11 protein-coding genes and 1 pseudogene are annotated in these 12816 nt (G+C 73.2%); 6 read left to right on the top strand and 6 right to left on the bottom strand.

Features of this window, described 5'->3' with window-relative positions; translation table 11 throughout:
* Positions 1-62: 62 nt before the first annotated feature.
* Positions 63-539, bottom strand: a complete 477-nt coding sequence (locus tag ACFXGN_RS02920; RefSeq protein ID WP_384852551.1) for a hypothetical protein — start codon at positions 537-539, stop codon at positions 63-65.
* Positions 536-1972: a WGR domain-containing protein gene (locus ACFXGN_RS02915; RefSeq protein ID WP_384852548.1), complete on the bottom strand. Its 1437-nt coding sequence runs from the start codon at positions 1970-1972 to the stop codon at positions 536-538. The genes ACFXGN_RS02920 and ACFXGN_RS02915 overlap by 4 nt, the downstream gene beginning before the upstream one ends.
* Positions 1973-2148: 176 nt before the next feature.
* Here ACFXGN_RS02915 and ACFXGN_RS02910 point away from each other — a divergent pair, with 176 nt between their 5' ends.
* Both ACFXGN_RS02910 and ACFXGN_RS02905 read left to right on the top strand, forming a co-directional pair.
* Positions 2149-3333 carry an SPFH domain-containing protein gene (locus tag ACFXGN_RS02910; RefSeq protein WP_384852545.1) on the top strand — a complete coding sequence of 395 codons (1185 nt, stop codon included), beginning with the start codon at positions 2149-2151 and terminating at the stop codon, positions 3331-3333.
* Positions 3330-4310, top strand: coding sequence for a peptidoglycan DD-metalloendopeptidase family protein (locus tag ACFXGN_RS02905; protein ID WP_384852542.1), 981 nt, complete (start codon positions 3330-3332; stop codon positions 4308-4310). The genes ACFXGN_RS02910 and ACFXGN_RS02905 overlap by 4 nt, the downstream gene beginning before the upstream one ends.
* An 83-nt stretch (positions 4311-4393) precedes the next feature.
* Here the strand turns inward: ACFXGN_RS02905 and ACFXGN_RS02900 are convergent, their stop codons facing one another.
* Positions 4394-5605 (bottom strand): ROK family protein, encoded by a 1212-nt coding sequence (locus ACFXGN_RS02900; RefSeq protein WP_384852538.1) that lies wholly within the window; start codon positions 5603-5605, stop codon positions 4394-4396.
* Positions 5606-5749: 144 nt separating this feature from the next.
* On the opposite strand from ACFXGN_RS02900, the pseudogene ACFXGN_RS02895 reads away from it, so the two are divergent.
* Positions 5750-6087: pseudogene (locus ACFXGN_RS02895) on the top strand (LUD domain-containing protein); the annotation flags it as partial.
* Between the two features lie 282 nt (positions 6088-6369).
* Here ACFXGN_RS02895 and ACFXGN_RS02890 read toward each other — a convergent pair.
* The gene (locus tag ACFXGN_RS02890; protein ID WP_384852535.1) at positions 6370-6828 is read right to left on the bottom strand and encodes a pyridoxamine 5'-phosphate oxidase; all 459 of its coding nucleotides are present in this window, start codon (positions 6826-6828) and stop codon (positions 6370-6372) included.
* Positions 6829-7266: 438 nt separating this feature from the next.
* Complete coding sequence (locus ACFXGN_RS02885) at positions 7267-8043, bottom strand: MerR family transcriptional regulator (protein WP_384852532.1); 777 nt, start codon at positions 8041-8043, stop codon at positions 7267-7269.
* 294 nt (positions 8044-8337) lie between these two features.
* Between ACFXGN_RS02885 and ACFXGN_RS02880 the strand changes: the two genes are divergently transcribed.
* A complete protein-coding gene (locus ACFXGN_RS02880; RefSeq protein ID WP_384852529.1) occupies positions 8338-9564 on the top strand; it encodes a serine hydrolase domain-containing protein in 1227 nt (408 codons plus the stop codon).
* Positions 9565-9669: 105 nt separating this feature from the next.
* Here the strand turns inward: ACFXGN_RS02880 and ACFXGN_RS02875 are convergent, their stop codons facing one another.
* On the bottom strand, positions 9670-9798 hold the full coding sequence (locus tag ACFXGN_RS02875) for a hypothetical protein (protein ID WP_384852526.1): 129 nt from the start codon (positions 9796-9798) through the stop codon (positions 9670-9672).
* Between the two features lie 770 nt (positions 9799-10568).
* Between ACFXGN_RS02875 and ACFXGN_RS02870 the strand changes: the two genes are divergently transcribed.
* Together ACFXGN_RS02870 and ACFXGN_RS02865 are read left to right on the top strand one after the other, a co-directional pair.
* A complete protein-coding gene (locus ACFXGN_RS02870; protein ID WP_384852524.1) occupies positions 10569-10847 on the top strand; it encodes a hypothetical protein in 279 nt (92 codons plus the stop codon).
* Positions 10848-11003: 156 nt separating this feature from the next.
* Positions 11004-12737: a glycoside hydrolase family 6 protein gene (locus ACFXGN_RS02865; RefSeq protein ID WP_384852522.1), complete on the top strand. Its 1734-nt coding sequence runs from the start codon at positions 11004-11006 to the stop codon at positions 12735-12737.
* The last annotated feature ends 79 nt before the right edge of the window (positions 12738-12816 follow it).

Genomic DNA, 12816 nt, shown 5'->3' with positions numbered 1-12816 from the left:
CGTCCGGCCGACCGTCCCCGGCCGGTGCGAAGGCCGGGCGCCGGACGGGCGCCAGACGGACGTCAGCCGCCCCTGGGCTCCACCTCCAGGAAGCGGCGTCCGCGCGGCCCCCGGTAGAGCAGGGCCTCCCAGCCGAGCCGGGCGAGGACGGGCACGCAAGCGCCCAGCGCCTCCGCCTCCGTCCGTGCGGCGCCCCCGCCGGGCGGCCCCAGCCATTCCACGACGACCGTCCCCGGCCGGTCGGCCGCCCGGACCCGGTAGCCGGTGCCCGTCCGCTCCCCCGAGGCGTCCACCGACGAGGGCACGACCCCGCCGGACTCCAGGGCCAGGGCCACCGCGCGGACCGGTCTGCGCCGCTCCCAGTCGGCGGGCACCGCCTTCGGGTCGGCGCCCCCGAAGCCGGTCAGCCGTCTGATCTGGAGCAGCCCGTCGAGTGCCACCCGCACCTCCCGCGAACGCTGTTCGGCATCGGCGGGGGCCACCGGCGGGTCGTCCCCGGTGGCCGCCTCGAACCCGCCGCCCCCGGGAGCGGCGGTCACAGCAGCCGCCGGATGTCACCGCGCACGCGGTAGAAGCCGCCCGCCGCCGCGTGCAGGGAGTCCACCACGTACCGCGCGCCGGGCTCCCTGATCGCACGCGGGAACTGCACGTTCCACCCGGAGTCGTAGCCCTGCGAGACGACCCGCACCCGGGTCCTGCCCGCCTCGCTGAAGCACTCCACGACCACCGATCCTGCCGGGGCGTCGGTGACGGCGGCCACGGCGGTGACGGTCGTGGCGGGCTCGTAGACGGGGAGCGCGGCGGCCAGTTTGACGTCCCGGGCGACCGGGACCGTACCGCCCTTGGCCGCTTCGATCGCCGCCTCGCTCGCGTCCACGCACACCAGCGAGCCATCGGTGGTCACCAGGTAGAGGCGCTCGTCGCGGTACTGCATGGAGAGCGCCGAACCGCCGCCGGTGCCCAGCTTCCACAGCCGCGTGCCGTCCTCCGCGAAGCAGTAGACGGAGGAAGCGGCGTCGGCGGCGAACACGAACCGGCCGCCGGGCGAGGTCGCGCAGGAGTACACCGGTCCGTCGCAGGAGTACACCGCCTCGACGCGCCCGTCCTTCTTCGCGAGCCGCTGCACCTTCCGGCGCGCCGTGCCCGCGTAGACCGAGGTGTCCTCCTGCCAGCCGAAGAGGACCCCGCCGTCGGTGGCCGTGTGCCACAGCTCGCCGCCGCCGTCCGGCGCGTGCGCGGCGACGCCCCGCGTGTCCCCGTAGTACACGGCGCCGCCGTCCGCGCGGACCATCCAGGCGTGCTCGCCCCGGCCGCCGCGCGCCCACTGGTGCTCGTCCTCGTGGTCGATGACGGTGAGCCGTCCCGAACGGTCGGCCACGTGCAGGACGCCCTCGTGGATGTCGAGCCAGAAGATGTCGACGTCGGTGGCGATGTCGTACGCGGCGAAGGGCAGCTTGGACGACAGGTCGTAGACCTTGCCGTCGTCACAGCCCGCGTAGATCCAGAAGTCGTCGGCGACCAGGCACTTGACGCCGTCCGGGAGGCTGAAGCGGGCCTGCACCTCGCCGGAGCGGTCGAGCGTGAAGACGTCCCCCGCCTGATTGCCCACCCAGCAGCGCTCCTCGTCGACATGGATGCCGAAGGCGGCCGAACCGGTCCGGAAGCGCCAGAGGACGGGGGCGACGGCCCGCGCCGTGGACGGCGCGGAGGTGACCTCGCGGCGCGTCACGGCCCGCGCGGCCCGCTGTCCCCTGACCGCGGGGGCGTACCCCTTGCGGACCTTCTCCCCTATCTTCTTCGCGGCTGCCGCCTGGGCCTTGGAAGCCGTGGGGAACGTGGAGCGCTGGGTCTGTCCGTCCGCGCCGATCCGGCCGTAACGGACCGACACCGTGAGGTCCTCGACGGTCACTTCGTAGAACTTGTGGGCACCGCCGCCGTCCTGCGACAGCTCCAGATAGGTCGTCGTCGTCATGGTGAGAACGGTAGGGGCACCCACTGACAACAGCCCTTCGTGAGGCCATGGCCAAGGGACCAAAGGCCCGGCGATTCGGGACCTTCGGCGCGGCAATCCGGACATTCAACCCTGTGACGATGGTGCTTGAAGATCATCCGACGTGCCGTCACCTCCCGTGCGGCCGGAAGGGCCTCATGAGCGAGCCACTGAAGCGGCCCCTGCCGGTCCGCGCGCGCAGACACGCGGACGGCATACCGATGAACGACCTCTTCCGGTCGGATCCCGTCCCCGTCCGGCCCGCCTCCGCCCGGCCGGACGCCGACGGCACGAACGCCGTGAACACCACGGCACAGCGCCCCGAGGCCCGGAGGGCGACGGCCGTCGGCAGGACACCGGCCGGCGGGACTCCGGCCGGAACGGCGCCCGTCGCGGGGAGGGCGGCCACGAGGCCGCCCGCCACCGGCGCCCCCGCCGCCTCCCTCCCCCGTCGTCCGCCACCGGGCGACCCCGGCCTCGTCGAGCGCCCCGGCCCCGCCCTGCCCGGCTGGGTGGCCGTCCTCACCGGCCTGACCGCGCTGACCGGCGCCGCCGCCGCGCTGTGGCGGGCCCGCCCGCTGCCCCACGTCCAACTGCCGCTCTGGCAGTGGGCGGCCCTCGCCGCCTGCGCCGTCGTCGCCGTCGTCTCCTTCGGCGGCCTCACCCGGGGCCGTACCGGATCCGCGTGGGTGCTCTCGCTGTTCGGCCGCTACCGGGGCAGTGTGCGCCGCACCGGGCTCACCTGGATCAGCCCCTTCGTCCTGCGCCGCCGGGTCGACGTCCGGCTGCGGCACTGGCGCAGCGAGCCGATCGCCGTGGTCGACGCCGAGGGCTCGGCCCTGCGCGTGGTCGTCCTGGTCGTCTGGACCGTGCGGGACACCGCCCGCGCGCTGCTCGCCGTGGACGACCACCTCGACTATCTGCGCGAGCAGGTGGAGGCGGCGACCGCCCGGGTCCTCTCCCAGCTGCCCGCCGACGCCTTCCGGGGCGAGACGCCGACCCTGCGGGACGCCGAGGCGGTCGGCGACGCGCTGACCCGGATGCTGGCGGCCGAGTGCCGCCCGGTCGGCATCGCCGTCTTCTCCGCCCAGCCGACCCGGATCGAGTACGCCCCCGAGGTCGCCGCCGCCATGCGACGGCGGCAGATCGCCGCCCTGGACGCCAAGCACCGGGACTCGGTGCTCACCGGGGTCATCGACGCCGTGGACGACACGGTGACGCGGCTGACCGCCCGGGGGCTCGTGGAACTCGACGACTTCGAACGCCAGGCCCTGGTCAAGGACCTGACCGTGGCCTTCTACACCCGCGGTGGCGGCCGGACCGACCCCGACCAGGAGGGATGAGGATCGTGGACACTCCCGCGTTCATCGAGGAGACGCTGCCGGACTGCGGCTGCGCGGGCTGCGCCGCCGCCCGCCGCGCGACGGCGGACGGACGCGCGGCACCGGCCCTGCACGGGGTCCGCCGCGCCGTCGTCGTGACCGTGGGCGCGGTCGCGCTCGCCGGTGCGGGCACCGGCACGGCCGCCGCCGAACCCGCTCCCGCGCACGCCGGGTGGGACGGTTCGAAGTACTGGTTCCGCAACGAGTCCGGCGCGTGGCGCTGGACCAGCCACGCCGAGGTGTACGAGCGGAGGAGCGGCGCCTCCGCGACGACCGCCCCGGGCGCGCGGAGGACCGGCGAGCCGGTGTTCCGGGGACGCCAGGGCTGGGACGCCCAGGACCGCGTCTACTGGTACCAGTCGCGCGGCCACTGGTACTGGACGGGGCACGCCTGGAAGTACGAGCGGCGGACCGGCCTTCCGGCGGGCTCCGCCGGTCCCTCACGGGGCACCGGCTCCCCTGAGCCCACGAAACCCGCGAAGCCCGCCGAGCCGACGCGGCCGAAGGCCCCCGCGCCGCCCGCCGGTACGTCGCGCGGCTGGACCGCGCCGGTCTCCTCGTACGTCTTCACCGGTCAGTACGGCCAGCGCGGCTCCTGGTCGAAGGGCTACCACACGGGGCTGGACTTCGCGGTGCCGTCGGGCACGACGGTCCGCTCGGTCGGCCCCGGCCGGGTGGTCATCGCCGGGTACGGGCGTTCGTACGGCTACGAGGTGGTCGTCCGTCACCCGGACGGCCGCTACAGCCAGTACGCCCATCTGTCCCGTATCGACGTGTCGCCCGGCCAGAGCGTGTCCGGCGGCCAGCGGATCGCGCTCTCCGGCGCGACCGGCCGAGTGACCGGCCCCCATCTGCACTTCGAGGTGCGGACCTCGCCGTCCTTCGGCTCGGACGTCGACCCGCTGGCCTATCTTCGCGGGCACGGCGTGCGGGTGTAGACGGTCCGCCGCCCGTACGTGTTCGCTTCCGTGCGGGTCCGCCTCCCGTACGGAAGCTCCTCCCGTACGAGGGCTCCTCGCGGTCAGGCGCCCGAGGGCTTCGCGTGGGCCAGGGGGTCGGCCAGGACGTCGTGGAGGACGAGGAAGGCCGCGCCCCGGGAGGCGTCGGTGGCGGGTGAGGCGGGGCGCAGACGGCCGGACTCCGGGGTCCAGAGGCCGGAGACGACACGGGAGGACAGCTCCTCCGTCAGGGCCGGTACCAGCCATGGCATCAGCTGCGGGTAGATGCCGCCGAGGACGACCGCCTCCGGGTCGAGCAGGTTGACCGCGCCCGACAGGGCCCGCCCGAGCATCCGGCCCGCGTCGGCGAGCGCTGCCAGCGTCCGGCCGTCCCCGGCACGGGCACGGTCCGTCAGGTCCTGGACGCCGTGCGCGCCCGTCGCCGCGAGGAGCGCCGCCTGTCCGGCGTACCGCTCCAGGCAGCCGCGCGAGCCGCAGCGGCAGCGGGGGCCCGCCGCGTCCACCGCGAGATGGCCGATCTCGCCCGCGAAGCCGTGGGCGCCGCGCAGGAGTTCGCCGTGGACGACGATCGCCCCGCCGACGCCGATCTCGCCCGTGAGGTGCAGGAAGGTGCGGAGGGCGCCGGGTCCGCCGGACCACAGCTCGGCGAGGGCGGCCATGTTGGCCCCGTTGTCGGAGGTCAGCGCGAGCCCCTCGGCGGCCGGGCGCAGCGCTGTGAGGGCCTCGCCGAAGAGGCGTTCGACGGGGACGTCGTACCAGCCGAGGTGGGGGGCCTGCCGGACGGTGCCGCCGGACACGAGTCCCGGGAGGGCCAGTCCGGCGCCCGCCGGGGCGAGGTGGCGTTCGGCGGCCGTGTCGAGTGCCTCGGCGGCGAGCCGGGCGGCGCGGGCGAGGACTTCGGGGGCGTCGGCGGCGCGGTTGTCGAGGCACTCGGTGCGGCGGACCCGGTCGGCGCCGGTCAGGTCGACGACCCGGACGGTGACGTGGTCGACGCTGATCTCGACGCCGAGCCCGGCGGGCCCGGTGTCGGCCGGTTTGAGGACGGTGCCCGGCCGTCCGGCCTGCCCGCTGAACGTCTTGCCCGATTCCACGAGCAGTCCGAGGTCGAGGAGTTGCTCGACGAGGGAGGAGACGGCGGGCCGGGTGAGCCCGACCCGGGCGGCGACGGCCGCGCGCGTGGTCTCGCCCGCGTCATGGACGGTCCGCAGGACGAGGCTCAGGTTGTGCCTGCGCACTCCCGACTTGTCGGCCTTGGGTTCCGTGGGCTGATTCATGGTGAGCGAGAGCCTAGTCGCCCCTTTCGCTCACTTGAACGACCGGGGACGGGGCCGGGTGGGGCCGGGAACAAGGACCGCGCGGGGCGGGGTACGGGTCGGCGCGGCGAGGCCGGGCAGGGGGCTGGACGGCACCGGCGCCGAGCTCCTGACCGACCTCGCCCCGGCTCGCGCCGTACGAGTTGGTACGAGCTGGACGGCACCGGCGCCGTGGTGACCGGCTGCGCCCTGGTGATCGCCGGGACCGGCACGATCGTCCTCGACGGCGGCCCCGGGCAGGGCCGCCGCGCCCTCACCCTCGTACCCGACCCGCACCTCTGTGTCGTCCGGGCGCCGGACCAGATCGCGGCTTCCCGTACCCGAAGTGCTCCCCTGCTCGCCCCGGAACGGCTCCTGACCTGGATCTCGGGGCCCTTCCGCGACGAGCGGCATCGGACGGACTCGACCGGGTCGAGGGCGTCCACGGGCCCGCGCCCGGGTGACGACGGGAGCCTGAGACCCGGCCCGCCCTCGCACCCCGGTGACGGCCGGGGCGCGGGGCGCGAGACTCGGGGGCGGCGGTCCGCGTCACCGGTTCGACCGCCGACCGTGCGCTCCTCCCCCGCGCGCGGGACGAGCCGTGCCGTGCCCGCCGGGGTCAGGAGTTCGATGTCGGCGTCCCGGTCGGCCGGAGGACAGCGCGGTACGTGCCCGGCCCCAGGTCAGATCGACGGAGGTGCCGGACCGGGGCCGGATTCCGGTGCGCGCGGGTCCGGCGGGTCGACTCAGACCGTCCAGACCCCGTCGGTCATGAGCCTGCGTCCGGCGATCTCGGGCTCCTCGTGCCAGGCCTCGACGTCCGTGGGACGGACCCGGAACCAGACGTACGAAGGTCCCGAACCACGAGGATCCCAACCGGACTTGGCCGCGAACGCCTCGATCGCGGCGACCGGCACGTCCTCTCCCCGGAAGGTCGTCACCTCGCCGCCGAGGAGCACCACGTCCCGGGTGTGCCCCAGCGCGAGCCGCGCGTGTCCGCCGGTGCCGAGGTTGCGGCCCGTGGGGTTGGTGAGCCGGGTGCAGAGCCAGATGTCCGTGCCGTCCCAGAGGAAGGAGAGCGGGACGAGGTACGGGAGTCCGTCCGCGCCCGCCGAGGCGACCCAGATGTCGGCCTCCTTCGTCAGCCGGTCGAGGAGGTCCTTCTTGCGCTGTTCGGGTCCACGGACCGTCGGGGTGTTCGTCATGCCCCCGACCCTATGGCCCGTCACCCGGGCGGAGCCGGAGGCCCTCGCCGCACACCGCACGGCCGGGGGCCGTACCTGTCGTACGTCGGCTGGACACGGCCCCCGGCCCTCGCCGTACGCACACGTCCCCGGAAGTCCCGTACCCCTTCACCGAGACGGTCCCCGAGGAGACCCGGCCACCTGGTCCACCGCTGGACCCTGGAACCGGGCCGCGCGGTCCCGCCCGGCTCCCCCGTCTCGCGGGCCGGTGCGACCACACCGAAGGTCCTGGGGCGCTCTGCGCCTACGGGGAATGCCGTACGAGCCGTACGACGGCATCCGTGACGGCCGTGCGGGTCAACGGCCGTACGCGTGACCGTACGCCAGGCGGGTCCCGGTACGGACGGCGGCGGGACGAGGCGGGCGTCCGGCCGCGGCGCCGGGGCGGCCGGGCGGCCGTCACTGACCCGGAACGGTGATGCCGACCGCGCGCAGGTTCGCTTCGACCAGCGTGTTCAACCGGGCGATGGACGGTGACTGGTCTTCCCGGTGGTGGTTGACCATCGCGTACCGGGAGGCGGCGTCGGACCGGTCCTGAAACCCGGTCGGCATCGCCAACAGTGCCCGCTGGCTGAGCAGTTTGTCAGCCAGCGTGGACGCCAGCTCCTCGATCCGCGGGTCGTCCGCGTCCCAGGCCCTCGCGTCCCAAGCGCGCTTGGTCAGCTCGACGGACTCGGGATCGGCGAGCGAATGTTCGAGCCGTGTCAGGAAGCTGTCGAAGATCTCCGGGACCAGCGCTCGGGACAGCACCAGGGCCTCCCGCTGACCGGCCACGTAGTCGGGACCGAAGCCGAGTTCGGTGAGCCGCTCCAGGACCGCGCAGGCCCGGTCGGGCAGCAGCGCCCGGTCTCCGTGGTCGAGACGGTGCAGCCTGTCGCGGCGCGCGATCAGCTCTTCGATCCGTTCGGTGAGCTGCTGATGGACGTTGTCCAGGGTGGCGGCGAATGTCGTGGGATCGGCGTCGAGCAGGCCGCCGATCCCGGCCAGCGGCACGCCTGCCGCGGCCAGGGTCCGGACCTGGACCAGCCGGTACAGCTCGTCCGATCGGTATCGGCGGTAGCCGGAGCCGTCGCGTTCCGGCTCGGCGACCAGGCCGAGCCGATGGTAGTGCCGCACGGTTTTGATCGTGACACCGACGAACGCCGCCGCCTGACCGATCGTGAGCCCGTCCGCCATCGGCTCGGCACACCTCCGGATCGTGGGCGGCCGCGGTCTCGCGCACCGCGTCGGTGACGGCCGGGGAGTCCGGACGATCACCGGAGTGAGGATAGCGCGCACCGGTTCCGGTCCCTCCTGCCGCCGAGGAGGACCGGGGCGCCCGCGATCGGTGCCGGTCACCCCTTGATGGGGACAGGGGGTTGACCTTGACCTCGGGTCAAGGCCACAGGCTCTGCACATGGCCGTTCGAAGGGCCGGGCAGCCGGCCACCGGGGCCGCCGCGAGAACCACACCGTGAACAGGAGATCCATCATGGGAACGAGCAACAACGGCTTCTCCGACGCAGGCCTGCGTCGGCTGCGCGAGGTGCTGACACAGCACGTCGAGTCCAAGAAGCTCCCCGGGCTCGTCGCCCTCGTCAGCTGTGGCGGCAGGACGCACGTCGAAGCGATCGGGACGATGCGTCATGACGGTGGCGCGCCGATGCGCCGGGACACGATCTTCCGGATGGCGTCCACGTCCAAGCCGGTCACGATGGCGGCGGCGATGATCCTGCTCGACGAGTGCCGGCTGCGGCTGGACGACCCCGTGGACCGGTGGCTGCCCGAACTCGCCGACCGGCAGGTGCTGAAGCGGCCCGACGGACCCCTGGACGACACCGTGCCGGCCCACCGGCCGATCACCGTACGGGATCTGTTGACCTCCACGTTCGGACTCGGGGTGGACTTCGAGTCGATGGCTTCCCCGATCAGGGCCGCGACCTTCGAGCGTCTCGACTACAGCGTGGCGTCCGGACCGGCCCCGGAGCCGGACGAGTGGATGCGCCGCCTCGGCGAACTGCCGCTCCAGTACCAGCCCGGAGTGCGGTGGCAGTACGACCTCAGCAACGAGGTGGTCGGTGTGCTCGTCTCCAGGGTCACGGGACAGTCGCTGGAGACGTTCCTGCGGACACGCGTCCTCGATCCGCTGGGGATGAAGGACACCGCCTTCCACGTACCGGCCGACAAGATCGACCGGCTGCCGCCTCTGTACGGGCCCGACCCGCGGACCGGCGAGTTCCTCGTGTGGGACGAGGCGGCGGGGGGAAGGTCCAGCGTGCCTCCCGCGTTCCAGGGCGCCGGGGGCGGACTGGTCTCCACCGTCGACGACTACCACGCCTACTTCCAGATGCTGCTGAACCACGGGATGCACGGGAGCGAACGGATCCTGTCCCGGGCCGCCGTCGAGCTGATGACCACCAACCGTCTCTCGCCCGGGCAACTGGCCGCCAGGGAAGCCATGTTCGGCAAGGTCGCCCATCTGTCGTCCGGCCAGGGGTCGAACGGCGGCTGGGGCTTCGGAATGGCGGTGCGCACCTTTCGCGGCGACTACGCGCCCATCGGCCAGTTCGGCTGGTTCGGCGGTACCGGCACCACCGCGTACGCGGACAGGACCAACCGGCTCACCGGAGTCCTGCTCACCCAGGTCGGACTGTCCACCCCGGATTCACCGCGTGCCATGAACGACTTCTGGACCACGCTCTACCAGGCCATCGACTGACGGACGGCTCGACCGCGACCGGTGCCTCGCGGCTGGGGTCGGAGACGAGAGCCCGGCACCGGCGCCGGGCGTCGTTCCTCGCCGGTGGCGTCCGGCTCACGCAAGTCAGTACTCCACGGTGCGGACGGGTGCGGCCACTGCTCCTGAGGCCGTACCCATGAGGGCGAGAGCGGTGCTCGCGATGGTGAGCGCCACTCCGGAAAGCGGCGCGGACAGGCGCGGTGGATGAGGCATGAGCGAGTCCTCGCAGCGTGGGCACACCTCTGACGGTGTGCCGACCGGACGGATCCGCTCCCACTGGTCGGGCAGACCGTAGCGCCAACTGATGCCAAACAAAATGAGAGTTGGGCAAATTTCCCGTCGACTGCCTTCGACTCTTCACACGCCTTGACGCCCTTGCGTCCTCGCTGCACAGTGGGAGCGCTCCCACTGGTTCGGAGCTTGTTCCCGGACACCTTCCGCTCTTCGCTCCCCCCGATCTCACGAGCCGCGAGGAGAACCACTCCTGATGTCATGCCTCCGCCCCGGAGGGCGACCACGCGGACGACCGACCGCCCTGGCCGTCGCGCGCTCTCCCTCTCCCCCCTGGACCTGTCGGCGCTCCGGGCTCGTCGCCACCACGGGCGCCCGGCCCACAGCCACCGGCACCGCGTCCCCAGCTCCCGCGCGGTCGAAGACCCCTGCCGTACAGGCGCGGCTGCCCCCGGTCGCGGTCCTGCCGGGACCTGACTCGTGAACAACACCGTGCCTGTCCTGCGTACCACCGGCTCCGACCCGTGCGGACCTGGCCCTGGCCAGGGGCCCGTACACCGAGCCGACGGAACGACGGTCACCTTCGAGGACCGGCCGGGGGCGAGAGCGGCGCCTACGGGACCCGGCCGGAACCCACCCGGTCGACGTGACCGTGATGGCCCGGACGAGTGCGGTTGGATCCTGGCCCCGGCCAGACCGTCAGCCGGGGCCGGGGCGGCAGATGGTCCCGGTCCGGGACCGCCGTCACGGTCGTGAACGAGAGCTGGAACGCGGCGCTCGGCACGGGATCGAGGAACCCCGTCCCCGTCCCCGCCCTCGCGTACTCCGACGACCTGAGCCAGTGGCTCACGTACCGCCCCACCGACCCGGCGGGCAATCCGCCCGCCGCCCGGCACGTCTACGACTTCGACACCTGTTCCGACGAGACGTGCCGGAACAGCACCCTCGCCCCGGTGGCCGCCCGGGCCCCCTCCTCGCGGGCGAGATCGGCGAGAACACCTACGGACACGGATGCGTCGACCGCGTCATGAAGCGGTTCGACGACCGCGGCCTCTCGCACCTGGGCCGGACCCGGAACACCCGGATCCGCGAGTCAGGTCCCGCGCCGACCAGTTCGCACGACGGCACTCCCACCGCGCTCGGCATCGGGCTGCGCGCCCTCACCCCCCGAAAGGACCACCACCCGCATGAGTCGCATCAGTCGCACCGCCCTCCTGGCGGCCCTCGGCCTCGTCACGGCCACCGGCGCCACCGCCACCGTCTTCGGCACGGCGAGCGCAGGCGCCGCCACCCCCGGCTGCAAGGTCGACTACCAGGTCACCAACCAGTGGAACACCGGCTTCGGCGCCGCCGTGACCGTCACCAACACCGGTGACCCGGTGGCCGCGTGGACCGTCGAGTGGTCCTACGCCGGGAACCAGCGGGTCACCCAGGGCTGGAACGCCACGATCACCCAGTCCGGCGTCGCCGTCACCGCGAAGAACGTCTCCTACAACGGGACCCTGGCCACCGGAGGCTCGACGTCCTTCGGCTTCAACGCCTCGTACAGCGGCACCAACGCCGTCCCCGCGACCTTCCGGCTCAACGGGGTCGTCTGCGACGGCACCACCGAACCGACACGGCCCCCGACCACCCCGCCGACCACCCCTCCCACGACCCCGCCGACGGGCGGCAAGGCCGACAACCCGTACGCCGGGGCGAAGGTGTACGTGAACCCCGAGTGGTCCGCCAAGGCCGCCGCCGAGCCCGGCGGCGGCAGGATCGCCGACCAGCCCACCGGCGTCTGGCTCGACCGGATCGCCGCCGTCAACGGCTCCACCACCTCCATGGGCCTGCGCGCCCACCTCGACGAGGCCCTGCGCCAGAAGGGCTCCGGCGAACTCGTCGTCCAGCTCGTCGTCTACAACCTGCCCGGCCGCGACTGTGCCGCGCTCGCCTCCAACGGCGAGCTGGGCCCCACCGAGATCGGCCGCTACCGGACCGAGTACATCGACCCGATCGCCGCGATCCTCGCCGACCCCGCGTACGCGGGCCTCCGGATCGTCACCACGGTCGAGATCGACTCGCTGCCCAACCTCGTCACCAACGTCAGCGGACGCCCGACCGCCACCGCCAACTGCGATGTGATGAAGGCCAACGGCAACTACGTCGCCGGGGTCGGCTACGCGCTCAGGAAGCTCGGCGCGATCGGCAACGTCTACAACTACGTGGACGCGGGCCATCACGGCTGGCTCGGCTGGGACGACAACTTCGGCGCCTCCGCGGAACTGTTCCGGCAGGCGGCCACCGCCGAGGGCTCCACGCTCTCCGCCGTCCACGGCTTCATCGTCAACACCGCCAACTACAGCGCACTCAAGGAGGACCACTTCAGGATCGACGACAACGTGAACGGCGTCTCCGTACGCCAGTCGAAGTGGGTCGACTGGAACCGTTACACCGACGAACTGTCCTACGCCCAGGCCATGCGGACCGCACTCGTCTCGCTCGGCTTCGACAGCAACATCGGAATGCTGATCGACACCTCCCGCAACGGCTGGGGCGGCGCCGCCCGTCCCACCACGGCGGGCCCCACGACCAGCGTGAACACCTATGTCGACGGCGGCCGTTACGACCGGCGCATCCACCTCGGCAACTGGTGCAACCAGTCCGGCGCCGGACTCGGCGAACGGCCCCGGACCGCGCCCTCCGCGGGCATCGACGCGTACGTCTGGATGAAGCCCCCGGGCGAGTCGGACGGCTCCAGCAAGGAGATCCCGAACAACGAGGGCAAGGGCTTCGACCGGATGTGCGACCCGACGTACACGGGCAACGCCCGCAACGGCAACAGCATGTCGGGGGCGCTGCCGGACGCCCCGGTCTCGGGCCGGTGGTTCTCCGCCCAGTTCCAGGAGCTGATGAGGAACGCCCACCCGGCGCTGTAGCGCCCCACCGGGCCCCGTGGCCGACCGGGCCCCCACCCGTCCGGCCGGCCACGGCCCCGTCCCTCGGCACGACTCGCGC

This window comes from Streptomyces sp. NPDC059247 (genome assembly GCF_042754005.1).
Lineage (GTDB): Bacteria > Actinomycetota > Actinomycetes > Streptomycetales > Streptomycetaceae > Streptomyces.
The sequence above is the reverse complement of the archived record's forward strand: the minus strand, read 5'-3'. Positions and strand labels throughout refer to the sequence as shown.